Genomic DNA, 24,055 nt, shown 5'->3' with positions numbered 1-24,055 from the left:
CCCCTCTCCCCGATGCGGGAGAGGGCTTTCAAGGAAGAGCTTAAGTCCATGGCGAAACTGAGTTCGATCAACAAGAACGAGCGTCGCAAGCAGCTGGTGAAGCAGTACGCTCCCAAGCTGGCGAAGCTGAAGGCGATGGCCAACGACAAGTCGCTCGACGAGACCGATCGTCTCATCGCGCGCCTGAAGATGGCCGAACTGCCGCGCAATGCGAACCCGACGCGCATCCGTAACCGGTGCGAACTGACCGGCCGTTCGCGCGCTTATTACCGCAAGTTCCGGCTCAGCCGTATCATGCTGCGCGATCTGGCCAACAAGGGCCTGATCCCCGGCGTCACGAAGTCGAGCTGGTAAGGAATTATCATGGCAGTGACCGATCCCCTGGGTGACCTGCTCACCCGTATCCGCAATGGCCAGCGCGCGAAGAAGGACTCCGTCCTCTCGCCAGCGTCCAAGCTGCGCGTCCGCGTGCTCGATGTGCTGCAGCGCGAAGGCTATATCCGCGGCTATTCCGAAGAGCAGATGGGCCCCGCCGCTGGCGTGCGCATCGAGCTCAAGTATTTCGAGGGCCAGCCCGCGATCAAGCATGTCGCGCGCGTCTCGAAGCCCGGCCGCCGGGTCTATTCCGGTTCGCAGGAACTGCCGCGGGTCATGAACGGCCTCGGCATCACCATCGTCTCGACGCCGAACGGCGTTCTGTCTGACGCGGAAGCGCGTGAGCAGAATGTCGGTGGCGAAGTCCTCGCGGAGGTCTTCTGATGAGCCGTATCGGCAAGAAGCCGGTCTCCGTACCGGCAGGCGTCACCGCCTCGATCGAGGGCAAGCGCATGACGGTGAAGGGGCCCAAGGGCAGCCTGACCCTCGCGATGCGCGACGAGATCAGCTATGAAATCGAGGATGGCGGCATTTCGGTGCAGCCCGCCAACGACAGCAAGCAGGCCCGCGCGTTCTGGGGCATGCAGCGCACGCTGGTCCAGAACCTTGTGACCGGCGTGACCGAGGGCTTCACCAAGAAGCTGCTCATCACCGGCGTCGGCTACCGTGCTGCGGCACAGGGCCGCAACCTGAAGCTGCAGCTCGGCTACAGCCACGATGTCGATGTCGCCGTGCCGGAGGGTCTTGAGGTCAAGACGCCCGACAATACGACGATCGAGATTTCGGGCGCCGACAAGCAGAAGGTCGGCCAGCTGGCCGCCGAGATCCGTCGCTGGCGCAAGCCCGAGCCGTACAAGGGCAAGGGCATCAAGTACGACGGCGAGTTCATCTTCCGCAAGGAAGGGAAGAAGAAGTAATGTCCAAGGGTATGACACTCTTCGAGAAGCGCCGTCGGCGCAACCGCACTGCGCTGCGCGCGCGTTCGGGCACCCGGCCGCGGCTCTCCGTGCATCGCTCCGGCAAGCACATCTATGCGCAGGTGATCGACGACAAGCAGGGCCACACGGTCGCTGCCGCCTCGACGCTCACCGCGCGTGACCAGTCGGGCGCCAACGTCGCCGCGGCATCCGAGGTCGGCAAGCGCGTCGCGGAAGCGGCCCTGGCGGCCGGCGTGACGCAGGTCGTGTTCGATCGTGGCGGCTTCCTGTTCCACGGGCGTGTGAAGGCGCTGGCCGAAGCCGCGCGCGAAGCCGGATTGGAGTTCTGAGAATGGCTGACGAGAACAACCAGCAGGCGGGTTCGCCTGAAGGCGCTCCGCAGCAGGACGCGCAGCCCCAGGGCAATGCGCCGCAGGGTAACACCGGCGGTTATCAGGGCGGTGGCGGCGGTGGTCGCGGTCGCGGTGGTCCCGGTGGCGGTCGCGGCGGCCCCGGTGGCAACCGTGGCGGTGGTCCCGGCGGCAATCGTGGCGGTCGTGATGGCGGTCGCGGCGGTCGCGACAATCGCGGTCGTGGCGGTCCCGGTGCAGACGACGGCGGCGAAGAGCTGATCGAGAAGCTGGTTCACATCAACCGCGTCTCGAAGACGGTGAAGGGCGGCAAGCGCTTCGGCTTCGCGGCGCTGGTCGTTGTGGGCGACGGCAAGGGCCGGGTCGGCTTCGGTCATGGCAAGGCGCGTGAAGTGCCGGAAGCCATCTCCAAGGCGACGGCAGCCGCCAAGAAGGCGATGGTCCGCGTTCCCCTGAAGGATGGCCGCACGCTGCATCATGACGCCAACGGCCACTTCGGTGCCGGCCGCGTGACGTTGCGCTCGGCGCCGCAGGGCACGGGCATCATCGCCGGTGGCCCGATGCGCGCCATCTTCGAATCGCTCGGCGTCGCCGACGTGGTGACGAAGTCGGTGGGCACGTCGAACCCGTACAACATGATCCGTGCGACGTTCGAGGCGCTGGGCGACCAGACTTCGCCCAAGTCCGTCGCGCAGCGTCGTGGCAAGAAGATCGCCGACCTGCTCGGCCGCGGCGCGGGTGCTACGGCACAGACCGCCGAGGTCGAAGCCGCGGCATTGGTGGAGTAACAGGCGATGGCGACCATCAAGATCAAGCAGACCGGATCGCCGATCCGTCGCACCGGTGATCAGCGCGCGACGCTGATCGGCCTGGGGCTCAACAAGATGCACAAGGTGTCGGAGCTGCAGGACAGCCCCGAGGTCCGCGGGATGATCCGCAAGGTGCAGCACATGGTCGAAGTGCAGGGCTGAGCCCTCTCTTCATCGGTGACAAATACGGGGAAGGGGGCTAGACGGCCCCCTTCTTCTTTCCATCAGCGCGACAAAAGCGAAAGCGAGTGCATATCATGAAGCTCAACGAACTCCGCGACAACCAGGGTGCCCGCAAGTCCAAGATCCGCGTCGGACGCGGTATCGGTTCCGGCAAGGGCAAGACCGGCGGGCGCGGCCAGAAGGGCCAGAAGAGCCGCGAGGGCGTGTCCATCGCCGGCTTCGAAGGCGGTCAGATGCCGCTGCACATGCGGCTGCCGAAGCGCGGCTTCAACAACATCTTCGCCAAGGATTATGCCGAGGTGAACCTCGGCGCGATCCAGAAGGCGGTCGATGCCGGCAAGATCGAGGCCGGCGCGACGCTCGACCATACGGCGCTGAAGGCCGCCAATCTGGCGCGCGGCGGCAAGGACGGTGTGCGTCTGCTCGCCAAGGGCGAACTGACCACCGTGCTGTCGTTCACCGTTGCCGGCGCGTCGAAGGGCGCGATCGAGGCGGTCGAGAAGGCCGGTGGCAAGGTCGACGTGATCCACGTCGTGCCCGCCGCCGAGAAGGCCGCCGCCAAGAAGGGCGTGAAGTACAAGGAGCGCGCGGCGCACAAAGCGTCGTTCAAGGCGTGAACCCCATGCTCCGTCCCGGCCCGTGCCGGGTTCCAGCATCGGGCCGCCCGAACTGGATGCCGGCGATCGCCGGGACGGATTATGTCCGCCGAGGTTAGACAAGCCTCGCACGACGACTATATGAGCGGCGGGGGCGGTAGAACGCTTACCCGCCGCTCTTGTTTCCAGGACATGTGATCGAATGGCATCCGCAGCCGACCAGATGGCGCAAAGCATCAACCTGGCGAAGTTCGCCAAGGCGACCGACCTCAAGAAGCGGCTGTGGTTCACGATCGGCGCGCTGATCGTGTTCCGTCTGCTCAGTTTCGTGCCGCTGCCGGGTATCGACCCGACCGCGCTCGGGCTGCTCAGCCAGCGGACGACGGGCGGTGTGCTCGATTTCTTCAACACCTTTTCGGGCGGTGCGCTCAGCCGCATGTCGCTGATCGCGCTGGGCGTGATGCCGTACATCACCGCCTCGATCGTGGTGCAGCTCGCGACCTCGCTGTCGCCGCAGCTCGCCGCGATCAAGAAGGAGGGGGAGAGCGGCCGCAAGAAGCTGAACCAGTACACCCGCTACGGCACGGTGCTGCTGACGGCCATCCAGGGCTATTTCATCGCCGTGGGTCTTGAGGCGCTGGGCGCGTCGAACGGCGTGCAGGCGGTGATCGAGCCGGGGATGCTGTTTCGCATCAACGCGGTCGTCAGTCTGATCGGCGGCACGATGTTCCTGATGTGGCTGGGTGAGCAGATCACCAGCCGCGGTATCGGCAACGGCGTGTCGCTCATTATCATGGCGGGCATCGTCGCGCATTTGCCGACCACGCTGGTCAACCTGCTGGAGGGTGGCCGCACCGGCAGCCTCGATCCGATCAAGCTGATCGGGATCGTCATCGCCGTCGTGGGCCTGATCCTGTTCATCTGCTTCATGGAGCGGGCGCAGCGTCGCATCCTGATCCAGTATCCCAAGCGGCAGACGCAGCGCGGGATGCAGGCCGATCGCAGCCACCTGCCGCTGAAGATCAACACCGCAGGCGTGATCCCGCCGATCTTTGCCTCGTCGCTGCTGCTGATGCCGCTGACCATCTCGCAGTTCGCGGGACAGCGCGTGGCGGGCGAAAGCGCTTGGGGTGATTTCATCATCAGCCTGAACCAGTGGCTCCAGCACGGCAGCCCGGTGTACATGGCGCTCTATGCCGCCGGCATCATCTTCTTCTCGTTCTTCTACACCGCGGTGGTGTTCAATCCGGAAGAGACGGCGGACAATCTGAAGCGCTATGGCGGGTTCGTGCCCGGCATCCGCCCCGGCAAGAATACCGAGAACTACTTCGATTACGTGCTCACGCGGATCACCGTGATCGGTGCGGCGTATCTGACGGTGATCTGCCTGTTGCCGGAATATCTGGTGTCGGCCTTGTCGATCCCGTTCTATCTGGGCGGCACCAGCTTGCTGATCGTCGTCAACGTGACGATGGATACCGTCACGCAGATCCAGTCGCATCTGCTGGCGCACCAATATGGTGACCTTATCAAGAAGGCGAAGCTGAAGGGCGGCCGCCTGCGCTGAGCGCGGCGGATCAGGGGAGAAGCCGGAATGAACATCATCCTGTTGGGGCCGCCGGGCGCGGGCAAGGGTACGCAAGCGGCCCGTCTGGTGGCCGAACGTGGCATGGTGCAGCTGTCGACCGGTGACATGCTGCGCGCCGCGGTGAAGGCGGGCACGCCGGTGGGCATGCAGGCGAAGGCGGTGATGGATGCGGGTGAACTGGTATCCGATGCCATCGTCTCCGCGCTGATCGGCGAACGGCTGGACGAGGGTGTCGCCAGCGGTGCCATCTTCGATGGCTACCCCCGCACCGCGGCACAGGCCGAGGCACTCGACCTGTTGCTCACCGAACGCGGCCAGCAGCTCGATTATGTCATCGAACTGGACGTAGACGAGGCGGCGCTGATCGAGCGGATCGTCGGCCGTTACACCTGCGCCAGCTGCGGTACGGGCTATCACGACCGGTTCAAGCAGCCGGCGACCGATGGCGTCTGCGATGTCTGCGGGTCGACCGAGTTCAAGCGCCGGCCTGACGACAATGCCGAGACGGTATCGACGCGGATGGCGGAATATCGTGCGAAGACCGCGCCGATCCTGCCTTTCTACGAAAGCCGCAATCTCGTCCGTCGGGTCGATGGCATGGCTGATATGGATGTGGTCGGCGGCCAGATCGCGGCGATCCTCGACGCGTGACCCCGATGGGCGATCGTCACGCGCCGGCAGTATCGTTGCCGGCGCGGACGGTCGCCAGCCCGGTCGGTGCGCTGACGCTGGTCGCCGATCAGGGCCGGCTGGTCGCGGTGTTGTGGCCGGATGATCGTGCCGGCCGGGTCCGCCTGCCGCCATTGTATGACCATCCGACAGAGCCGGTGCTGGCGGAAGCGGCGATCCAGCTCGCCGCCTATTTCGCCGGCCGTCGGCGGCACTTCGACCTGCCGCTCGCATTCTACGGTACACCGTTCCAGCGGCGGGTCTGGCTCGCCTTGCAGACGATCCCTTATGGCGAGACGCGCAGCTATGCCGCCATCGCCGCGCAGATCGACAGCGCTGCGGCGGTTCGGGCGGTGGGTGCCGCCAACGGCCGTAATCCCCTGTCGATCGTCGTGCCGTGCCACCGCGTCATCGGTAGCGGTGGCCGGCTGACCGGATTCGCGGGTGGCCTGACCGCCAAGCAATATCTGCTGTCGTTCGAGTCGGGTATGCCGGCGCTGCCGTTCGGCTGACCTGACCCGCATCAAGACGGGTGACGCCGAAGCGTCACGGTTAATGTCTAATTACCTTGATCGCGGTCGCAGGGCCGCGTCACCAAAGGGGTTAGCATGAACATTCGTCTTGCGGCGTTTGCCGTCGCGATCGCCGGCACCGCGCTGGCCGGCACCGCCGGTGCCACCGTCTATCCGAACAATCCTGCGCCGATCGCACTGGGTTCGACCACCTACACGCAGAATTTCGACACGCTGGCCAGCACCGGCGCCACCGGCACCGCCTTGCCCCTGGGCTGGCAGGTCAGCGAGAACGGCAGCAACGCGAACCAGACCTATGCGGTCGGCACCGGCAGCGCGAACGGCGGCAACGTCTACAGCTTCGGGTCGACCGGCAGTACGGAGCGGGCGCTCGGCAGCCTGACCAGCGGCAACCTCCAGCCTGTTTATATCGGTGCGCTGTTCACCAACGCGCTGGGTTCGGTGATCGATTCGCTGACGGTGTCGTACACCGGTGAACAGTGGCGCCGTGGCGACACCCCGCGGCAGACGGACGGTCTGGCGTTCCAGTACCGGCTCGCGGCGGGCGGCCTCGACACGGGGTCGTGGACCACCGTGAACGGTCTGGCGTTCGTTTCGCCCTCCGTGTCGACGACGGTGGGCGCGCTCAACGGCAACCTTGCCGCCAACCGCACCGCGATCTCCGCGACGATCTCCAACCTCGACATCGCGGCCGGTTCGACCTTCGCCTTCCGCTGGGTCGATCTGGATGCCAGTTTTGCCGATGACGGGCTGGCGATCGACGACGTCTCGGTCCTCGCGGCGCCGGTATCGGCGGTGCCCGAGCCGGCGAGTTGGGCACTGATGCTGACCGGCTTCGGCCTGGCGGGCGCGGCGTTGCGCCGTCGTCGGGCGGTCGTCGCCTTCGCCTGATCGCGGGGGTCAGGGAAAGGGGCCGCGTACCGCCGGGTACGCGGCCCCTTTTTTTGTGCGCCGGTCACGCGCGAGTCGTCCGGAAACGAAAAAGCCGCCTCCTCTCCGCCGGGGAGAGGGGGCGGCTTTCCTGCCGTCATCGGATGATGTCGATTACAGCCCGATCAGGCCGCCATCGGTCTTGGTGATGACGATCGTGGCGGAGCGGGGGCGCGACGGGGTGGCCACCGTACCGGCCTGGCTCGCGGGCCAGCTGCTGCTGATCGCGGTCGGGCTGCCGCCTTCGCCCGGATGCTGGATGTTGACGAATACCGAGCGGCCATCCGGGGTGGAATGGATGCCCGTGATCTCGCACTGCTTCGGCCCGACCAGGAAACGGCGCAGCGTCGCGCCCGGTGCCTTGCCGATCCGCGTGGTCACCGTGGCAGTGCCATTCAGCGTGCTGGTGACGGAGCGGGTGCCGCCGTCGCCGACCCTGCCGGGGATCGCGGCCAGCATCATGCAGTTGGTGACATCGGTATAGGAACCGTCGTCGGTCTGGATCCACATCACCGGCGTACCCTGGCCGGTGGCGTTGCTGTTCAGGCCGAACCACAGCCCGTCGGGCGACGAGAAGTCGTTGGTCGCATCCAGCCCCGACAGGTTGATGTTGGTCGGATCCAGGTCGCTGCCCGCACCGAAGGCATAGATATCCCAGGTAAAGCTGGTCGCCTCCGACGTGTCGCCCGCCTCGCGCAGGCGGATGACATGGCCGTTGACGTTGCCGGTGCTGGGGCCGCGGCCATCGACCTTGGGATCGGTATAGGCGCGCGGGTTGGCGGCATCGACCGCGTTGGTGCCCGTGGTGGTACGCGACGAGTTGTTGGTCAGCGTCAGGTACATCTCGCCCGTCGCCGGGTTGACCGCGGTCCATTCCGGCCGGTCCATCCGCGTCGCGCCCAGCACGTCGGCGGCGAGGCGGGTGTTGACCAGCACGTCCGCCTGATCGGCGAAGGGGTAGGTGGCGTTTGAAGCGGTCAGGCCGTTCTGCCCGAACACCAGCGGCAGCCACTGGCCGCTGCCGTCCGCGTTCAGCTTGGCGACGTACAGCGTGCCGCTGTCGAGATATCTGTCGCCGATCGACAGCCGGTTGGTGGCATTGGCGTCCGCCGCCGACCATGGCGTCGCGGAGACGAACTTGTAGAGATATTCGTTCTGCGCGTCGTCGCCCATGTAGAAGGCGGGCTTCACCCCGGCGATGGTGCGGCCGATTTCGCAGCCTTCATGGTTCATGCGACCGAGCGCGGTGCGCTTGCGCGGCGTGGAGGCGGGGTCGAACGGATCGATCTCTACCACCCAGCCGAGCTGGAACGGCTCGTGGCTGAAATCGCCGGTGCCGTCGGTCGGCGCGTCGGCGACGACATTGGCATTCCAGCGGGCGAACACGGTGCTGCTGGCATCGGTCGGCGTCGCGGTCGACCAGAGATAGTTACCCAGACGACCGGCAGCCGATGAAGAGGGTCCAATCCCGTAGCGGGCGAGCGAGGCGTTCTCCTTACCCCGTCCGGCTGCAACCCGTGCCGCCACATCGCCATTGGCACGACGGAAATATCCGGCCCAATTCTCTTCGCAGGTCAGATAGGTGTGCCACGGCATCGTGCCGTTGGCGCAGTTGTTGATGGTGCCGCGGCCGGTGGTGCCGTCGGGCGACTGGCGGGTACGAAGCACCGGCGTGCCGCGTGCCGGGCCGCTGAACGACATCGGCGTATTGGGGGTGATGCGGCGGTTGAGCGCGGATGCCTGGTTATAGGTCCAGGCGCCTGCCGTGCTGCGCGATACCTCGATCACCGACACGCCGTGCGCCTCGATCTCCTTGATCGCCTCGGCCGCCGGGCGCGGGCCGTTCGCCAGGTTGGTCGGACCGTTCGGGTGCAGGTAGGATTCGGTGATGTTCTCGTGGTTCATCACCAGCAGGCCGCGGCTGCTGCTGTTGGCGTCCGGGGTATTGCCCGTCGCGGCGAGCCCGAAATAGCTCATGCCGTCATGATGGTCGCCCGCGCGCTGGGCGAAGTTCACGTCGGTGCCGTCATTGGCATAGGCCGCGACGCTCGACGCGATCGGATCGCCCAGCCGGTACAGCACGGTGACGGCATAGCCCTCGGGCACCGACACCACATCCGCCAGGCTCTTGGGCACGGCGGTGAAGCCCAGCACCGCCGGCTGCACCGTCACGGTGGTGTCCGCGATGCTGGGGGTGCCGTCGCTGCTGTTGGCGGTGAAGCGGAACACCAGCGGCGTTGCGGTCGCCACGCCGGGGGCGGTGAAGCTCGCGGTCTGGGTGGCGGCATTCGCCAGCGTCACGGTCGGGCCGCTCACCTGCGTCCAGGCGACGCTGCTCGCGACGGCGCCGCTGGTGGTGCCGGTCAGCGTCACGGTGCGCCCGGCGGTGACGGTGCCGGTGCCGCTCGCCCCGACCGTCACCGTGTCGCCGCCCTCGTCGTCGTCGCAGCCGGTCAGCAACATGCCCCCGAACACCGCCGCCGTCATCGCCGACAGGCCGCCGCGCAGCGTCTGCCGCCGCGAATAACGGCTGGCGATCAGCTCGTTCATATGGGGGTTGGCGGATCGATTGGTGTCGATATCACCATCGTCATAGCCGGAAGCCGTCAAGAAATCGGTCATCGCAGAAAGGTTCCCCGGAAGAGTAGCGTTCCGGGCATTGGCCGCTCACGATGACGCGGGCGTTGCGAAATGAAGACAGGTCCGTGGCGATATGAAGACGATATGGCGACAGGGCCGGACCGGCTTCAACTCAGCCGGTCGATCTCCTCCGGGCTGAGCGATCCGGGTACGACCATGATCGGCACCCTCAGGGCACCCGCGTCCGCGCCGGTGAAGGCGGTGACCAGCGCGCCCGGTGCGCCCGACGCCGCCGCGCCCAGCACCAGCGCCGCGATCTGGCCGTTGCCCGCGATCACGTCGCGGATCACCTTCGGCCCTTCGCCCTCCATCACGGTGATCGCGGGGGTCAGCCCCGATTCGACGAACAGCGCCCCCGCCGCGCGTTCGACCAGCGCTTCGGCCTGATGGCGCGCCTCCTCCTCGATCGTCGCCTGCACCCCGCCGAACGCGATGAACTCCTGCGGGGGCAACAGCGCCAGTATCTCCACGCCGCCCCCGGTCTTCACCGCCCGCCGCGCGGCGAAGCGGAGCGCGATCTCGGCTTCGGGGCTTTCATCGATCACCACCAGATATATCCGCATGTGCGCTCCCCCAAATCGCGGCCCTTGCCGCTCCTGTCTGCCGGTCGATCGGCGGTCATGCAAGCGCGCGGGGTTGACCGGGGCGAGCGGGGGCGCGAGAGAAGCGGCCTGATACGGAACGCCCGAGGACATTCATGCCGATCGAGATCAAGATGCCCGCGCTGTCGCCGACGATGGAAGAGGGCACGCTGGCCAAATGGCTGGTGAAAGAGGGTGATACCCTCAAGTCCGGCGACATCATGGCCGAGATCGAAACCGACAAGGCCACGATGGAATTCGAAGCGGTCGACGAAGGCGTCGTCGCCCGGGTGCTGGTGGCCGAGGGTACCGACAATGTGAAGGTCGGCACCGTCATCGCGATCCTGGTCGAGGAGGGCGAGGACGCATCCGCGGTCGACGCGCCGGCCGCGAAGGCGGAAACGCCGCAGCCCGCCGATACGCAGTTCAAGGGCAGCCCCGACCCCGCCGATCCCAACGCCAAAGGTAACGAGGGCGATGCCGCCCCCCGTACCGAGACACAGGCCGAGGATCACGGCCGCCCCGCCGATGCCGGTCCTGCCAAGGCCGGTACCGCGAACGCCGCCCCCGCAAAGGGTGCGGGCGACCGCGTGAAGGCCAGCCCGCTCGCCCGCCGGCTGGCGGAGGCCAAGGGTCTCGATCTTGCCGCCGTGTCGGGCTCCGGCCCCAATGGCCGCATCGTCAAGGCGGACGTCGACAATGCCAAGCCCGGCGCCAAGCCCGCGACGCAGGCTGCTGCGGCCGACGCGCCCGTTGCCGCCGCCACGCCCGCACCGGCGGCCAAGCCCGCCGCGATCCCCGATATCCCGCACGAGACGGCCAAGCTGTCGAACATGCGCAAGACGATCGCGCGCCGCCTGACCGAATCGAAGCAGACGGTGCCGCACATCTACCTGACGGTGGACGTGCGCCTCGACGCGCTGATGAAGCTGCGCGGCGAGCTGAACGCCTCGCTGGAAAGCCGTGGCGTCAAGCTGTCGGTCAACGATCTGCTGGTGAAGGCGCTGGCGGTGTCGCTGATGGCGGTGCCGAAGTGCAACGTGATGTTCACGCCGGACCAGCTCGTCACCTTCAAGCGCGCCGACATCTCGGTCGCGGTGTCGACGCCGTCGGGCCTCATCACCCCGATCGTGAAGGAAGCCGACACCAAGTCGCTGTCCGCGATCTCCACGGAGGTGAAGGACCTCGCCGCCCGCGCCCGTGACAACAAGCTGAAGCCGGAGGAATTCCAGGGCGGTACCGCCTCGATCAGCAACATGGGCATGTTCGGGATCAAGCAGTTCGAGGCGGTCATCAACCCGCCGCAGGGCATGATCCTGGCGATCGGCGCGGGTGAGAAGCGACCCTATATCGTCGATGGCGAACTGGGCGTCGCCACCGTCATGTCGGCGACCGGCAGCTTCGATCACCGCGCGATCGACGGGGCCGACGGGGCCGAGCTGATGAAGATGTTCAAGGAACTGGTCGAGCGGCCGCTCGGCATGCTCGCCTGATCCCGGCGATGGACGTCCATCCCGACGAGATGCCGCCCGAAGGGTTGCCGGCGGTCCGCGTGATCGCGATGCCGGCGGATACCAATCCCTATGGCGACATCTTCGGCGGCTGGCTGATGAGCATGATGGATTCGGCCGCCGGCTCGGTCGCGTCGCGCCACAGCCACGGTCGCGCGGTCACGATCGCGGTGGAGGGGATGACCTTCCACCGCCCGGTCGTCGTCGGTGACGAGGTGTCGGTCTATGCCACGCTGGCGAAGGTCGGCCGCACGTCGATGACGATCGAGGTCGAAAGCTGGCGCCGCGCCCGTCACGACGACCGCAGTTACAAGGTGACGGAGGCCAAGTTCACCTTCGTCGCGATCGGCGAGGATCGCCAGCCGCGGCGCGTGCCCGCGGTCGATCCCGCCCCCAATCCGTAATTGCCGGCGAACGCCGGACGCTGAGAAGGAAGACCCCACGTGGCTGAGACCTACGACCTCATCATCCTCGGTTCCGGCCCTGGCGGCTATGTCGCCGCGATCCGCGCCGCGCAACTGGGGCTGAAGACCGCGATCGTCGAGCGCGAGCGGCTGGGCGGCATCTGCCTCAACTGGGGCTGCATCCCGACCAAGGCGCTGCTGCGCACGTCGGAAATCTATCATTACATGACCCATGCCGATTCCTACGGTCTGTCGTGCGAGAAGCCCGGTTTCGACCTCGGCAAGATCGTCGATCGCAGCCGCAAGGTGGCGGGCCAGCTGAATGCCGGCGTCAAGGGCCTGATGAAGAAGAACAAGGTCGCCGTCCACGAGGGCGTCGGCACGATCACCGCCAAGGGCAAGCTGTCGGTGAAGCAGGGCGACAGGACCGTCGAGCTGGAGGCGAAGAACATCATTGTCGCTACCGGCGCGCGCGCCCGCGACCTGCCCTTCGCCAAGGCGGACGGCAAGCGGGTGTGGACCTATCGCCACGCGATGGTGCCGACCGAGATGCCGACCAAGCTGCTGGTCATCGGATCGGGCGCGATCGGTGTCGAGTTCGCCAGCTTCTACAACGACATGGGCGCCGACGTGACCATCGTCGAGATGCTGCCGCGCATCCTGCCGGTCGAGGACGAGGAAGTGTCCGCCTTCATGGACAAGGCGCTGACCAAGCAGGGCATCACCTTGCTGAAGGGCGCCGGCGTCGAGAAGATCGAGCCGGGCGCATCGTCGGTGAAGGCATCGATCAAGGGCAAGGACGGCAAGGTCGAGACGACCGAGTTCAGCCATGTCATCGTCGCGATCGGCATCGTGCCGAACACCGAGGAGATCGGGCTGGAGGCGCTCGGCGTCGAAACCGATCGCGGCCACATCAAGACCAACGGCTACGGACAGACCAATGTCGACGGCATCTGGGCGATCGGCGACGTCACCGGCGCCCCGTGGCTGGCACACAAGGCGAGCCACGAGGGCGTGATCGCGGTCGAGAAGATCGCCGGCGGCAGCCCGCACCAGATGGACAAGGGCAACATCCCCGGCTGCACCTATTCGCGCCCGCAGGTCGCGTCGGTCGGGATGACCGAGGCGAAGGCCAAGGAAGCCGGCTACGAGCTGAAGGTCGGCAAGTTCCCCTTCATCGGCAACGGCAAGGCGATCGCGCTGGGCGAGGCCGAAGGCTTCGTGAAGACGGTGTTCGACGCCAAGACCGGCGAACTGCTCGGCGCGCATATGGTCGGCGCGGAAGTGACCGAGCTGATCCAGGGCTATGTCGTCGCGCGCCAGCTGGAGACGACCGAGCAGGAACTGATGGAAACCGTCTTCGCGCATCCGACCCTGAGCGAGATGATGCACGAGAGCGTGCTGGGCGCCTACGGGCGGGCCATCCATATCTGATGCGGTACGGCGGGGCGGGGTGGCGTCGTGCCGTCCCGTCCCGTCCCCCCCCGTTGTCACGCCGTGTTCCTTCCGGCATCTGCTGTCGTGAAGACCGAGACGCAGGGGGAGGGTTTCGGGCTTTTCCCGTCATGGCACGAACAGGCCGTCCCAGTTGCTTGGCGCGGGTCCGCTCCGCTCCGGGGGTGTCCTACACCGCCGCTCCACGCTATCGAAACAGGACCGCTCTTTCTCACCACCGGACACCACCGGAATCGGTCGCGAACACCCCCTGTAGGATGAGACGTTCGTGACTTTCCGATGTGACTTTCCACGCTCGGGGGATCGGTACCGTCGTCCCGGTAGGTCCGATCCGGCACCATGATGCGCGACCCGCGCCGCCTCGTCCCGCCCGCCGCGATCCTGTCGTTCGCTGCCGCGCTCGCGCTGTTCTGGCCCGGTATCGCCGAATATGACAGCGTCCTGCAATATGGTCAGGCGCTGAACGGTCGCTACGACGACTGGCATCCGCCGGTCATGGCGCGGCTCTGGTCGGTCCTGATCGCGATCTTGGGGCCGGGGACGGGGCCGATGCTGATCCTGCAACTGGGCGGTTACGTGATCGGGCTGGCCCTGATCGCCGCCGCGCTACTTCGCCATGGGCGTCCGCAGGCGGCGCTGGCGATCGCGGCGATCGGCTGGTGGCCACCCTTTCTCGGCTGGCAGGGCGTGGTGTTGAAGGATGCGCAGGCGATCGCGGCGCTGGTCGCGGCGGTCGGCATCGTCGTCGCGTACCGGCTGTCGGGCCGGACGGTGCCGTGGCCGGCGCGGGCGATCGTCGCTGCGATCCTGCTCTATGCGCTGCTGGCCCGCGCCAATATGGTGTTCGCCATCGCGCCGCTGCTCGCCGGACTGGCGGTGACCGGCCCGATCCGTCGCCTCGCCATCGTCGTGACGGTCGTCGCGGCGACATTGGTGCTGTCGCCGGCCATCAACCACCGCCTGCTGGGCGCGATGCCGAGCGGGGTGGAGAAGACCCAGCCATTCTACGATCTGGCCGGCATCGCGGCGCGGACGGACGGAAGCGCCACCGGCTTCACTGCGGCAGAGGGGCGGGCGCTGGTCGCGCATCGTTGCGTCACGCCGTTCTTCTGGGACCGGCTCGGCGATGCGCCCGGCTGCGGACCGGCCACCGTGCGGATGTGGCGACGGCCCGCTGGCGCGCTGTACGGGCAGCTCGTCATGGCGGCGGTGTCGCACCCGCTCGCCTTCGCCGCGCACCGGCTCGCGCATCTCAACTCCACCGATCGCTGGTGGGTGCCGTTCCGCTGGCCCGGCGCCGCGCCGCCCGGCGGGTCGGAGCCGAACGATCTGGGACTGGCGGAGCCGCGCGGCATGGCTACCGAATGGGAACGGCTGGCCGGCTGGCTCGCCGAAACCCCGGCGGGGTGGCCGATCGCGTGGATCACGGTCGCGGCTATCGCGATCGTCGCGGGCTGGCGGATTGCGGGTCCCGCTGCCGTGATCGCCCGGGCGCTGCTGGCGTCCGCACTGGCGCTGGAGGCCAGCTTCGCCGTCGTCAGCATCGCCTCCGATCTGCGCTATCACCTGTGGCCGATGGTCGCGACCGCGCTGGCGCTGGTGCTGCTGGGCCGGACGCCATGGCGCGGGCGCTGGCGCTGGCGGATCGTGCTGCTCGCCGTGCTGGCCGGGGTGATCGCGATCGGCGGGATCGCGCGGATCGTCCTGCCGCCGCCGCCGCAAAGCTATGCCGACTGGATGGCCTGACCATGGGGCTTGGCGATCGGGGGCGGCTGCGACATGATCGCGAACGATCGCAAAGGGGTATCGAATGACGCGGAAAATGGCGGCGCTGCTGATGGCGCTGGCGGGCGTGACGGTGATGGGGATGGCGGCCGCGCCGGCGGTGGCGAAGACGGTGGTGGTCACCGCCGCCCGCCTGGTCGATGTCGACAAGGGGCGCGTGGTCGACGATCCGGTGATCGTCATCACCGACGGCCGCATCGCCGCCGTCACCGGCCGGGGCGGCGCCCGCCCCGTCATCCCGCAGGGTGCGGAACGGATCGACCTGCCAGGCAGGACGCTGCTGCCCGGCCTGATCGACATGCATGTCCATCTCGATGCCGATGCCCGGATCAGCGGCTATCGCCGGCTCGATTACACCGACAGCTTCTGGCAGGCGGTCGGCGTCGCCAATGCGCGGGCGATGCTGGCGGCGGGCTTCACTACCGTCCGCAACGTCGGCTCGACCGATTACAACGATGTCGGGCTGAAACAGGCGATCGATGCCGGCTACGTCCCCGGTCCCCGCATCGTGCCGGCCGGCTATGCACTGGGCGCGACCGGCGGGCATTGCGACGGCAGCGAAGGACTCCCCCCCAGTTTCGAGGGCGTCCGCAACCCATCCGTTGCCGACGGGGTCGACGGGTATCGCCGGCTGGTTCGCACCCAGAAGAAATACGGCGCGCAGGTCATCAAGATCTGCGCCACCGGCGGCGTCCTGTCCCGCACCGACGCGCCCGGCGCGCAGCAGATGAGCTATGACGAGATGAAGGCGGTGGCGGACGAGGCGCATCTGCTGGGAATGAAGGTCGCCGCCCATGCGCACGGCACCGCCGGCATCACGGAGGCGCTGCGCGCGGGCATCGATACGATCGAACATGCCAGCCTGGCCGATGCCGCCGCGTTCAAACTCGCGAAGGAGCGTGGCGCCTGGTTCTCGATGGATATCTATGACGATGATTACATCCTCGCCGAGGGCGCGAAGAACGGCGTGCATGAGGAGTCGCTCGAAAAGGAACGCCAGATCGGCCGCAAGCAGCGCGAAACGTTCCGCGACGCCCACCGCGCCGGGGTGAAGATGGTGTTCGGTACCGACAACGGCGCGGTCTTCCCCGCAGGCCAGAATGCGTTGCAGTTCGCCAAGATGGTCGAATGGGGGATGACCCCGATCGAGGCGATCCGCAGCGCCACCAGCGATGCCGCGCTGGCGCTGGGCCGCGACGATGTCGGGCAGGTCGCGGTCGGTCGCTGGGGCGATCTGGTCGCGGTCGATGGCGATCCGCTCGCCGATGTCCGGGTCCTCGAACGTCCCGTCGCGGTCATCAAGGGCGGCGTATCCGTCCGATGACGGCGGACGAATGGGCGGTGCGGCTGGCCGGGGGCGGGCGCATCGCCGAACCGGTCGCGATCGTCGTCGCCCATGCCGATGACGAGACACTGTTTGCCGGCTCGCTGCTCGGTCGCGCCGACGATGCGTTGCTGATCCACGTCACTGACAGCGCGCCCCGCGATATGACCGATGCCCGGCGCCTCGGCTTCGCGACGCGGGTGGATTATGCGGCGGCGCGGGCGATCGAGGTCGATGCCGCGCTGGTCGCGCTGGCGGCACGGCCCCGCAGGATCGGGCATGGCATTGCCGATCAGGATGCGGTGCGGCGCATCGCCGCGATCGCCGATCGGCTCGTCGATGAACTGGCCGGCGTCGCGCTGGTCGCGACCCATGCCTATGAGGGTGGGCATCCCGATCACGATGCAGTCGCCTGCGCGGTGCGGCTGGCGGTCGATCGTCTCGATCCGCCACCGGCGCTGGTCGAGTTTCCCAGCTATCACCTGCGCGGGGATGAGCGGATCTGGGCGGAATTCTGGCCTGATGCAGCACATCCCGAACACGTCCGGCCCCTTAATGCGGCAGAGGCCGCGCGGATCGAGGCGGCACTGGCCGCGCATGCCAGTCAGGCAGGCGTGTTCGAGGACTGGCGGCCCCGCGTCGAGCGGTGGCGCGCCGCCCCCGATCATGATTTCGCCGCGCCGCCCCCGCCAGGCGCCTGCCTGTACGACCGGTTCGGCTGGGCCATCACCGGCGATCGCTGGCGGCAGCACGCGGCGGCGGCGATTGCTTCGGTTCGCGGAACACGGGGTCGGGGCGGCCGTTAACTCCTTTCGAAAACGAAAGGAATCCTGATGGCCATCAACCCCCCGGTCCGGTTCGATCCTGCGGTGGAAACCGTCCAGCCGGATGAGGCCGAGGTGATCGGCCAACTCAACGAATCCTTCCAGTCGATCCTCGACACCACCTCGCAGGATTATGGCCATGCCGTCCGCGCCGTTCACGCCAAGGCGCATGGCATCGCCAAGGGTACGCTGACCGTTGCGGAGGGCCTGCCCCCGGAACTGGCGCAGGGCTTGTTCGCCGCGCCGGGCCGGTACGAAGCCATTATCCGCCTCTCGACCAATCCCGGCGACATCCTCGACGATTCGATCGGTCTGCCGCGCGGACTGGCGCTGAAGGTGATCGGGGTAGAGGGGGAGCGACTGCCGGGATCGGAAGGCGATACGACGCAGGACTTCATCATGGTCAACGCGCCCGTCTTCGCCGCACCGGACGCCAAGGCGTTCTCGAAGAACCTGAAGCTGCTGGCCGGCACTACCGACAAGGCCGAAGGCGGCAAGAAGCTGCTGTCCGGCGTGCTCCGCGCGTTCGAGGCGACGCTGGAGGCGGTCGGGCTGGAATCGGCGACGTTGAAGCAGATGGGTGGGGCCGCCAACGTCCATCCACTCGGCGAGACCTATTTCAGCCAGACGCCGTTCCGCTACGGCGATCATGTCGCCAAATTCCAGCTGGCCCCGGTCAGCCCGGCGCTGACCCGGCTGACCGGTGATATCGTCTCCACCACCGATCGCCCCGATGCGCTGCGCGAGGTGGTGCGCGAGGTATTGATCGAACAGGGCGGCACTTGGGAATTGCGGGTTCAGCTCAACCGCGATTTGGATACGATGCCGGTCGAGGATCCGACGAAGGAATGGAAGCAGGAAGACAGTCCGTTCCAGACCGTCGCCACACTCGACGTGCCACCACAACTGTCATGGGAACATGGCGGCTCCGACGCGGTCGACGATGCGCTGTCCTACAGCATCTGGCATGGTATCGCCGCGCACCGCCCGCTCGGCAACGTCAACCGGGCGCGCAAGGATACCTACGCCCATTCCGCCGAATACCGGGGGCAATTCAACGGTTGTCCGATCCATCAGCCTGCCGCTCTCGCCGACCTGCCCTGATGCCGGCCGGGTTGACGGCATCGCGCCGAGCGGGAAGTAAGGCGCGATGACCGTTCTTTTCCACGTCAGCGACGTCCATTTCGGCAAGGAAGACCCACAGGCGATCGCCTGGTTCAAGGAACGCGTCGAGGCCGAACGCCCCGATGCGGTCATCATGACGGGCGACCTGACGATGCGTGCCCGCACGCGGGAGTTCGAGGCGGGCGGTGCCTGGCTGAAAAGTCTCGCCGCGCCCGTCACGGTCGAGGTCGGCAACCACGATATCCCCTATTACTGGGACCCGATTCGCCGCTTCCTCAATCCCTATTCGCGCTATGCCGCGATCGAGAAGATGATCGAGCGGCCGTTGGAACTGGCCGGCGTCACCATCGTCCCGCTCAAGACGACGGCACGGGCACAGTGGCGATGGAACTGGTCGAAGGGCCATGTCAGCCCCCGGTCGCTCCGCTCCGCGCTGGCGCTGATCGAGAAGGCGCCGGCGGGCAACCTGATCTTCGTCGCGGCACATCATCCCCTGATCGAGGGGGGGACGAAGGGCACGGCCAAGACGCATGGCGGCGATGTGGCCCTTGCCGATCTCGCGGCCGCCGGCGCCCATGCGGTGCTGACGGGCCATGTCCACGATCCGTTCGACGTGCCGGTCGACCGGGCAGGCTGGACAATCCGGATGATCGGGGCGGGTACCCTGTCGAAGCGGGTGCGCAACAGCCCGCCTGCCTTCAACGAAATCCGGATCGACGGTACACGGTTCGAAACGATCGTACGGACGCAGGACGACCAGCCCCGCCATTCGATCAGCGAGACGACCGCTGCCGGCCGCCCCGCCTGATTGGCGTTACAGCAATCGGACGAGCATCAGGATCAGGCCCAGCACCGATACCGTCCAGCACAGGCTGCGCAGATAGGGCACGCCGAGCAGGTACAGCGGCAGATAGACGATCCGCGCGGCGAACCACGTCCACGCGCCCGCCTCGCCCAGACCGCCGGTGCGACCGCTGACCGCGAGTGCAAGGGCCAGCGCGATGAACGCCGGATAGGTTTCCTGAAAATTGCGCAGCGCCCGCTGCGCCCGCCCGGCCAGCACGCCCAGCGGCTTCGCCTTGCCGTCGCGCGGCCCGGCATTCCAGCCGAGTCCCCGATCACGCGTCGCTGTCTGACCCTCGGTCATGATGTAGACGACCAGTAATATGGTCGACCAGCCGAGCAGCACGAGTTCGTTGGGCAGGGTCGGCATGGGTGTTCCTTCGTATGACGCAGGCCCAACGCCCCATGCCCTTTGCGGCTCCGACAATCGGGAGGGCATGGGCCCTCCCGTCAGCCGTCAGAACCGATATTGTACCCCGGCATAGAATTGCGGGCCGGTGTGACTGTAGACGAAGGTGCTGTCGCGGGTCGAATCGATGAACTGGCGATAGAAGCGGTCGAAGATGTTCAGCCCTTCGAAGGTCAGCTTGATCTTGTCGGTCACCTGATAGGAGGCGGACAGATCGAAGACGAGGCTCTTGTCGACCCCCTCCAGATCCTGCAGCGGATTATTGGCGGGCAGGGCGATGATATACGGCCCACGATACGATCCCGAAATACGCGCGCTCGCTTTCTTGTCCTCGTAATAGAAGGTGGCGTTGAAGGCATCGCGTGACAGGCCGAGCAGATCGCGCTTGGTGGTGTTGGCGGCACTGGCGGCGAGGAAATAGGTGATCTTCGACTGGACGTGCGTGTAGTTGAACAGCGCGCCGGTATTGGCCAGCGGTCCCGGCAGGAAGCTGAACGCCTGCTGGTAATTGACCTCCACCCCCTTCAGCGGCCCGCCCGGCGTGTTGCGCGCCTGATTGACGGTGAACAGCGTGACGTTGGGATCGAGGCCGCTATTGGCGATCAGTTCGACCGGCAGCCCGGTCTGGTTGAACGTCAACTGCTGCGCCTGGTTCTGGATGTAGGAATTGATGTCCTTGTAGAAGACCGCGACGGACAACAGCGAGTTGCGTGAGAAATACCATTCCAGCGACGCGTCGTAGGTGCTGGCGCGGATCGGATCGAGCGCGGGATTGCCGCCGTTCACGCTGGGCGTGCCGCTGATCGTCACGCTGGCGCCGGGGCTGAGAAAGCCGAGTTCGGGCCGGGTGATGACTTTCGCGAACGCCGCCCGTACCAGCAGGTTGGAGGTCAGGTCGCCGACGAGGTTGATCGACGGCAACCAGTCGTCATATTTGTTGCCGGCGGTCACGAACCGGGCGATGCCGCTGGAATAGCCGGTCGAGGTCAGATCGGTCTTGGCATAGCGCAGGCCGGCATTGCCCCGGATCGGCAGGCCCCAGCGATTGAGGTCGAAATCGAGCTGGCCGAATGCCGAGAATATCTTCTCATGCACCCGCCGCGACGCACCGAGATTCTCGATCAGTGCGAAGGTGCCGGTATAATTGTCGAGGCCATATTGTTTAGCGAAGGCGCCGTAATCGATCGCGACCCATGAGGTCGGGAACACCCCATCGCGCATCCCGTCGCCAAAATCCTTCACCAGTTTCGTCAGCCCCGCCAACTCGCTGGCGGACAGCGTCGGTACCGTGAAGTTGTTGGGCCGTTGATAGACACGATTCAGGAAATCGAACTTGTCGTAATGAAGGCCGCCCTTCAGTGTGAAGCCGTCCTCGAATTTCCAGGCGAGGTTGTATTCAAACGTCCGGTTCTTGTTGTCGAGCGTCGACGGCGTGGCACGGATTTCGGCGCTGCCCGGCGCCAGCGTGAACTGCGATGGATCGGTCACGTCGAAGCCGAAGCCGATCGTCGGCTGATTGCGGCTGTCGCGGAAATCGATCGTCTGGCGAGTGTTGTTACGCCCGAACAGGAAAGTCGTCTGATCCTGTTGCCTGAAGTCGGTCTTCGCGATGCCGAGCAGCGCGGAGCCGACCAGATTGTCGGTGATGTCGAACTTGCCGTGCAGCGTGTACTGGCTGAATTTGCTGCGGAACCGGTCATGTTGCGTATCCGACCGCACATCGACGCCGTCAAACACGCCGTAAGCGATGTCGGACACCTGCTGGCCGAAATTGATCCCCTGCGTGCCGCTGGTTCCCGCCGGGTGCAACACCGCCTCGCGGATCGCGGTCTGCGGCTTGCCGAAATTGGGTGAGGCGATCGCGCGGGCGAAGGAGAAGCCTTCCAGCCAGTTCTCCTCGCGCTTCACCTTGAAGTCGGAGAACAGCGCGTCGACACCGATCTCCACCCCGTCGGTCGGCTCCCATTGCAGCGATCCGGTCACCCCCAGCCGCTGCTGGTTGTGGTTGAACCGGCCGTATCGGGGCAGGCGCGGCAGGAAGACGGTGGAACGATTGACCTGCCCGTACAACGGATCGCCCGCCGCCGGTCGCGCCACGCCGGTCGCACAATTGGCGGCATCGGTGCCCTGCGCGGCATTGAGCGCGGGCGATACCGGTGTCACCCCGACCGGCGAGCAGAAGCCGCCATCCGTCGTCGCCGGGTTCCAGCCACCCGATCCGAACTGATCCTCGTAGTAACGTCGCTTGCTGAACGCCGCAGACACCAACGCACCGATCCGGCCGATCCCCGTATCCCAGGTGCGCGAGGCGACGCCGGTCAGCTTCGGATCGACGTTCTTCGCCAGCGAGTTGTACCCCGCCTGTGCGCTCAGCACGAGCGTGGGTTCCTTGTAATCGAACGGGCGCGCGACGTTCAGGTCGACGGTCGCGCCCAGCGATCCCTCGATCGTCTCGGCATCAGCGGTCTTGCGGACGACGAGATTGTTGAACAGCTCGGACGCAAACACGTTGAAATCAAAGCCGCGGCCGGTGTTAATACCGCGATCGGAAGTGGTCGCGCCCGAGATCGCCTGTGCCTCCATCCCGTTCACACGCACGCGGGTGAAACTGCCCGACAGGCCACGCACCGTGATCGCGCGTCCCTCGCCGCCGACACGGTTGATCGACACACCGGGTACGCGCTGAAGCGATTCGGCAAGATTGTTGTCGGGGAAGTCGGCGATATCCTCCGCCTTGATGACGTCGATCGCCGAGGTTTCATTGCGTTTGGCGTTGAGCGCGCTGTTCAGGCTGGCCCGGAAGCCGGTGACGATGATGTCCGGGCCTTCGCCGGTCGCGGCCGCGTCCACCGTCTGGGGATTGCCGGCGCTGCCGCTGGGATCGGTCGTTGGCCCTTCCGTGTTGGCCGGGACGGCGCCACCAGGCTGCGGCGTCGGTTGTCGGGCGGGGGCAGCCTGGGCGGTGTCTTGCAACACCATGGCCAGCGCTGGCATCGGTGAGATCAGTGCAACCATCAGGCCGGTCAGCGATACGCTGCCAAGCATGTATGGGCGATAGGCGTGTAGGCCAGCCATGAAGTCCTCCTCCTGTGTACCGATGCTTTTCCGACACCGTTCATCGCATGATAGGCACAGGCGATCAGGAACGACAACTCGGCATATGATAGGCTGTCACGCAATTTGAGCGGTGATGCATAAACGTCGCGGTGGCTGATGATGAAGCTATACGGCGATGACAGACGTTCGACAGTTGATGGACGGCCGTAACGGCTGTCCGATGTCAGGAAGAACGGCGATGCGCTTCCTACAAATCGAGATGCTGCCTGCGGGCAAGGCATTGGTCGATATCGATAAATTGACGCATGCGGTGCCGGAAGGCGAAGGACTTCGCCTGTATCTGGGCGGGCAGCATCTCGATGTGCCGCATACGATCGCCGAATTGGAAAACGTGCTTGCCGGGCGCGATCGTAATGACGACGGCAACCGCCATTCGGCCGGATTTGGAACGCGGTAATGATCGCGCGGTCGTCAGGACGACGGCGTCACCGTCGTTTTTGCGGCCCGGCCGCGATCGGCTAGGCCGGGCGGATGAACCTCGATGACCAGATCCGCCGCTATTTCGGCACTGCCGACCTGAACGTCGTGCCACCGGCGGCGCTCGCCGCGGGACTTGAGCATATGCGGGTCGATCTCGGGCTGGAAAGGGACCGGTCGCGTTGTTTTGCGCTATGGACCCTGATGTTCATGCTGGGCGCCGCACCCGATCTCGATGTCGCGTTTGCAGACCCGGCAGATCGGGACGCAGCCCGGGCGTTCATGGAGATGACGGAACGGGCCGTCTCCGAGGACGAATGATCGACGCATGGCTTGTCAGGAGTGCGTATAGTTATGTTCGTCTGACAGGGGGGCAGCATATCGTATTCACAGTCGAGAGTGTTGCTTTTTCCAAATGGTTAAAGTTACAGAAAGCATCATTGATGGGTTGTTAACCATCAATAAAACGCCGGTGTTTGCCCGTTGTTAGGGAAATGGCGCCATGAAGGAAGCGCGGGTTGCCTTTGAGGCGACGCGCCGGGGGACCGCCGGTTTGGTCCACGGCCGCAGAAGCAGCCGTTCTTTCCAGAAGGAAGATTTCACATGGCAATGTCCGTCAACACGAACACCGGTGCGATGGCTGCGCTTC

General features: G+C 66.2%; 25 protein-coding genes. 21 read left to right on the top strand and 4 right to left on the bottom strand.

What is annotated here, in order from left to right; genetic code table 11:
* The first annotated feature begins 48 nt into the window (after window positions 1–48).
* The 11 genes from rpsN (at window position 49) to ABD719_RS06695 (ending at window position 6,932) form a co-directional block, all read left to right on the top strand.
* Window positions 49–354, top strand: coding sequence for a 30S ribosomal protein S14 (gene rpsN / locus ABD719_RS06745; RefSeq protein ID WP_192123671.1), 306 nt, complete (start codon window positions 49–51; stop codon window positions 352–354).
* A gap of 9 nt (window positions 355–363) precedes the next feature.
* Window positions 364–759: a 30S ribosomal protein S8 gene (gene rpsH / locus ABD719_RS06740; RefSeq protein WP_055845506.1), complete on the top strand. Its 396-nt coding sequence runs from the start codon at window positions 364–366 to the stop codon at window positions 757–759.
* Entirely contained in the window at window positions 759–1,292 is a 534-nt protein-coding gene (gene rplF, locus ABD719_RS06735) for a 50S ribosomal protein L6 (protein WP_344692618.1), read from the top strand. The genes rpsH and rplF overlap by 1 nt, the downstream gene beginning before the upstream one ends.
* Window positions 1,292–1,642 (top strand): 50S ribosomal protein L18, encoded by a 351-nt coding sequence (gene rplR / locus ABD719_RS06730; protein ID WP_192123661.1) that lies wholly within the window; start codon window positions 1,292–1,294, stop codon window positions 1,640–1,642. Before rplF ends, rplR begins: the two co-directional genes overlap by 1 nt.
* A gap of 2 nt (window positions 1,643–1,644) precedes the next feature.
* Window positions 1,645–2,451: a 30S ribosomal protein S5 gene (gene rpsE, locus ABD719_RS06725; RefSeq protein ID WP_244646339.1), complete on the top strand. Its 807-nt coding sequence runs from the start codon at window positions 1,645–1,647 to the stop codon at window positions 2,449–2,451.
* Between the two features lie 6 nt (window positions 2,452–2,457).
* Window positions 2,458–2,634 (top strand): 50S ribosomal protein L30, encoded by a 177-nt coding sequence (rpmD, locus tag ABD719_RS06720; RefSeq protein ID WP_192123658.1) that lies wholly within the window; start codon window positions 2,458–2,460, stop codon window positions 2,632–2,634.
* 95 nt (window positions 2,635–2,729) lie between these two features.
* Window positions 2,730–3,272 carry a 50S ribosomal protein L15 gene (gene rplO, locus ABD719_RS06715; RefSeq protein ID WP_344692617.1) on the top strand — a complete coding sequence of 181 codons (543 nt, stop codon included), beginning with the start codon at window positions 2,730–2,732 and terminating at the stop codon, window positions 3,270–3,272.
* 181 nt (window positions 3,273–3,453) lie between these two features.
* Entirely contained in the window at window positions 3,454–4,818 is a 1,365-nt protein-coding gene (gene secY / locus ABD719_RS06710) for a preprotein translocase subunit SecY (RefSeq protein WP_344692616.1), read from the top strand.
* 27 nt (window positions 4,819–4,845) lie between these two features.
* The gene (locus ABD719_RS06705) at window positions 4,846–5,490 is read left to right on the top strand and encodes an adenylate kinase (RefSeq protein ID WP_344692614.1); all 645 of its coding nucleotides are present in this window, start codon (window positions 4,846–4,848) and stop codon (window positions 5,488–5,490) included.
* A 5-nt stretch (window positions 5,491–5,495) separates the two neighbouring features.
* A complete protein-coding gene (locus ABD719_RS06700; protein WP_344692612.1) occupies window positions 5,496–6,020 on the top strand; it encodes a methylated-DNA--[protein]-cysteine S-methyltransferase in 525 nt (174 codons plus the stop codon).
* Between the two features lie 96 nt (window positions 6,021–6,116).
* Window positions 6,117–6,932 (top strand): PEPxxWA-CTERM sorting domain-containing protein, encoded by an 816-nt coding sequence (locus ABD719_RS06695; RefSeq protein WP_344692611.1) that lies wholly within the window; start codon window positions 6,117–6,119, stop codon window positions 6,930–6,932.
* A gap of 153 nt (window positions 6,933–7,085) precedes the next feature.
* Here the strand turns inward: ABD719_RS06695 and ABD719_RS06690 are convergent, their stop codons facing one another.
* Window positions 7,086–9,593 carry a PhoX family protein gene (locus tag ABD719_RS06690; RefSeq protein ID WP_344692610.1) on the bottom strand — a complete coding sequence of 836 codons (2,508 nt, stop codon included), beginning with the start codon at window positions 9,591–9,593 and terminating at the stop codon, window positions 7,086–7,088.
* A gap of 125 nt (window positions 9,594–9,718) precedes the next feature.
* Window positions 9,719–10,174, bottom strand: coding sequence for a universal stress protein (locus ABD719_RS06685; protein WP_344692609.1), 456 nt, complete (start codon window positions 10,172–10,174; stop codon window positions 9,719–9,721).
* A gap of 134 nt (window positions 10,175–10,308) precedes the next feature.
* Between ABD719_RS06685 and ABD719_RS06680 the strand changes: the two genes are divergently transcribed.
* The 8 genes from ABD719_RS06680 to ABD719_RS06645 all read left to right on the top strand — a co-directional run bounded on the left by ABD719_RS06680 (window position 10,309) and on the right by ABD719_RS06645 (window position 19,428).
* Window positions 10,309–11,685 (top strand): pyruvate dehydrogenase complex dihydrolipoamide acetyltransferase, encoded by a 1,377-nt coding sequence (locus ABD719_RS06680; protein ID WP_344692608.1) that lies wholly within the window; start codon window positions 10,309–10,311, stop codon window positions 11,683–11,685.
* An 8-nt stretch (window positions 11,686–11,693) separates the two neighbouring features.
* Window positions 11,694–12,107 (top strand): acyl-CoA thioesterase, encoded by a 414-nt coding sequence (locus ABD719_RS06675; RefSeq protein WP_192123638.1) that lies wholly within the window; start codon window positions 11,694–11,696, stop codon window positions 12,105–12,107.
* 39 nt (window positions 12,108–12,146) lie between these two features.
* Window positions 12,147–13,541: a dihydrolipoyl dehydrogenase gene (gene lpdA, locus ABD719_RS06670; protein ID WP_344692607.1), complete on the top strand. Its 1,395-nt coding sequence runs from the start codon at window positions 12,147–12,149 to the stop codon at window positions 13,539–13,541.
* A 363-nt stretch (window positions 13,542–13,904) separates the two neighbouring features.
* On the top strand, window positions 13,905–15,308 hold the full coding sequence (locus tag ABD719_RS06665; RefSeq protein WP_344692606.1) for a hypothetical protein: 1,404 nt from the start codon (window positions 13,905–13,907) through the stop codon (window positions 15,306–15,308).
* A gap of 64 nt (window positions 15,309–15,372) precedes the next feature.
* Window positions 15,373–16,671, top strand: coding sequence for a Xaa-Pro dipeptidase (locus ABD719_RS06660; RefSeq protein WP_425567125.1), 1,299 nt, complete (start codon window positions 15,373–15,375; stop codon window positions 16,669–16,671).
* The gene (locus tag ABD719_RS06655) at window positions 16,668–17,477 is read left to right on the top strand and encodes a PIG-L family deacetylase (RefSeq protein WP_344692605.1); all 810 of its coding nucleotides are present in this window, start codon (window positions 16,668–16,670) and stop codon (window positions 17,475–17,477) included. The genes ABD719_RS06660 and ABD719_RS06655 overlap by 4 nt, the downstream gene beginning before the upstream one ends.
* A gap of 27 nt (window positions 17,478–17,504) precedes the next feature.
* Window positions 17,505–18,599 carry a catalase family protein gene (locus tag ABD719_RS06650; protein ID WP_344692604.1) on the top strand — a complete coding sequence of 365 codons (1,095 nt, stop codon included), beginning with the start codon at window positions 17,505–17,507 and terminating at the stop codon, window positions 18,597–18,599.
* Between the two features lie 46 nt (window positions 18,600–18,645).
* Window positions 18,646–19,428 carry a metallophosphoesterase family protein gene (locus tag ABD719_RS06645; protein WP_344692603.1) on the top strand — a complete coding sequence of 261 codons (783 nt, stop codon included), beginning with the start codon at window positions 18,646–18,648 and terminating at the stop codon, window positions 19,426–19,428.
* Between the two features lie 6 nt (window positions 19,429–19,434).
* Here ABD719_RS06645 and ABD719_RS06640 read toward each other — a convergent pair whose 3' ends face one another.
* The gene (locus tag ABD719_RS06640; RefSeq protein WP_344692602.1) at window positions 19,435–19,833 is read right to left on the bottom strand and encodes an MAPEG family protein; all 399 of its coding nucleotides are present in this window, start codon (window positions 19,831–19,833) and stop codon (window positions 19,435–19,437) included.
* 87 nt (window positions 19,834–19,920) lie between these two features.
* Window positions 19,921–22,947, bottom strand: coding sequence for a TonB-dependent receptor (locus ABD719_RS06635; RefSeq protein WP_344692601.1), 3,027 nt, complete (start codon window positions 22,945–22,947; stop codon window positions 19,921–19,923).
* A gap of 178 nt (window positions 22,948–23,125) precedes the next feature.
* On the opposite strand from ABD719_RS06635, the gene ABD719_RS06630 reads away from it, so the two are divergent.
* Together ABD719_RS06630 and ABD719_RS06625 are read left to right on the top strand one after the other, a co-directional pair.
* Window positions 23,126–23,386: a hypothetical protein gene (locus ABD719_RS06630; protein WP_344692600.1), complete on the top strand. Its 261-nt coding sequence runs from the start codon at window positions 23,126–23,128 to the stop codon at window positions 23,384–23,386.
* A gap of 74 nt (window positions 23,387–23,460) precedes the next feature.
* Entirely contained in the window at window positions 23,461–23,727 is a 267-nt protein-coding gene (locus ABD719_RS06625) for a hypothetical protein (protein WP_344692599.1), read from the top strand.
* Window positions 23,728–24,055 lie beyond the last annotated feature (328 nt).

Source organism: Sphingomonas cynarae, assembly GCF_039537815.1.
Taxonomy (GTDB): Bacteria; Pseudomonadota; Alphaproteobacteria; order Sphingomonadales; family Sphingomonadaceae; genus Sphingomonas; species Sphingomonas cynarae.
The sequence above is the reverse complement of the archived record's forward strand: the minus strand, read 5'-3'. Positions and strand labels throughout refer to the sequence as shown.

Coding starts and splice junctions, on each gene's coding strand:
- rplO (WP_344692617.1), top strand. CDS start 2,730: ATGAAGCTCAACGAACTCCGCGACAACCAGGGTGCCCGCAAGTCCAAG.
- rpsE (WP_244646339.1), top strand. CDS start 1,645: ATGGCTGACGAGAACAACCAGCAGGCGGGTTCGCCTGAAGGCGCTCCG.
- rplF (WP_344692618.1), top strand. CDS start 759: ATGAGCCGTATCGGCAAGAAGCCGGTCTCCGTACCGGCAGGCGTCACC.
- ABD719_RS06630 (WP_344692600.1), top strand. CDS start 23,126: ATGGACGGCCGTAACGGCTGTCCGATGTCAGGAAGAACGGCGATGCGC.
- ABD719_RS06660 (WP_425567125.1), top strand. CDS start 15,373: ATGACGCGGAAAATGGCGGCGCTGCTGATGGCGCTGGCGGGCGTGACG.
- rpsH (WP_055845506.1), top strand. CDS start 364: ATGGCAGTGACCGATCCCCTGGGTGACCTGCTCACCCGTATCCGCAAT.
- ABD719_RS06625 (WP_344692599.1), top strand. CDS start 23,461: ATGAACCTCGATGACCAGATCCGCCGCTATTTCGGCACTGCCGACCTG.
- rpsN (WP_192123671.1), top strand. CDS start 49: ATGGCGAAACTGAGTTCGATCAACAAGAACGAGCGTCGCAAGCAGCTG.
- ABD719_RS06680 (WP_344692608.1), top strand. CDS start 10,309: ATGCCGATCGAGATCAAGATGCCCGCGCTGTCGCCGACGATGGAAGAG.
- ABD719_RS06690 (WP_344692610.1), bottom strand. CDS start 9,593: ATGACCGATTTCTTGACGGCTTCCGGCTATGACGATGGTGATATCGAC.
- secY (WP_344692616.1), top strand. CDS start 3,454: ATGGCATCCGCAGCCGACCAGATGGCGCAAAGCATCAACCTGGCGAAG.
- ABD719_RS06640 (WP_344692602.1), bottom strand. CDS start 19,833: ATGCCGACCCTGCCCAACGAACTCGTGCTGCTCGGCTGGTCGACCATA.
- rplR (WP_192123661.1), top strand. CDS start 1,292: ATGTCCAAGGGTATGACACTCTTCGAGAAGCGCCGTCGGCGCAACCGC.
- ABD719_RS06685 (WP_344692609.1), bottom strand. CDS start 10,174: ATGCGGATATATCTGGTGGTGATCGATGAAAGCCCCGAAGCCGAGATC.
- ABD719_RS06665 (WP_344692606.1), top strand. CDS start 13,905: ATGCGCGACCCGCGCCGCCTCGTCCCGCCCGCCGCGATCCTGTCGTTC.
- ABD719_RS06655 (WP_344692605.1), top strand. CDS start 16,668: ATGACGGCGGACGAATGGGCGGTGCGGCTGGCCGGGGGCGGGCGCATC.
- ABD719_RS06700 (WP_344692612.1), top strand. CDS start 5,496: ATGGGCGATCGTCACGCGCCGGCAGTATCGTTGCCGGCGCGGACGGTC.
- ABD719_RS06695 (WP_344692611.1), top strand. CDS start 6,117: ATGAACATTCGTCTTGCGGCGTTTGCCGTCGCGATCGCCGGCACCGCG.
- ABD719_RS06635 (WP_344692601.1), bottom strand. CDS start 22,947: ATGGCTGGCCTACACGCCTATCGCCCATACATGCTTGGCAGCGTATCG.
- ABD719_RS06645 (WP_344692603.1), top strand. CDS start 18,646: ATGACCGTTCTTTTCCACGTCAGCGACGTCCATTTCGGCAAGGAAGAC.
- ABD719_RS06675 (WP_192123638.1), top strand. CDS start 11,694: ATGGACGTCCATCCCGACGAGATGCCGCCCGAAGGGTTGCCGGCGGTC.
- ABD719_RS06650 (WP_344692604.1), top strand. CDS start 17,505: ATGGCCATCAACCCCCCGGTCCGGTTCGATCCTGCGGTGGAAACCGTC.
- ABD719_RS06705 (WP_344692614.1), top strand. CDS start 4,846: ATGAACATCATCCTGTTGGGGCCGCCGGGCGCGGGCAAGGGTACGCAA.
- rpmD (WP_192123658.1), top strand. CDS start 2,458: ATGGCGACCATCAAGATCAAGCAGACCGGATCGCCGATCCGTCGCACC.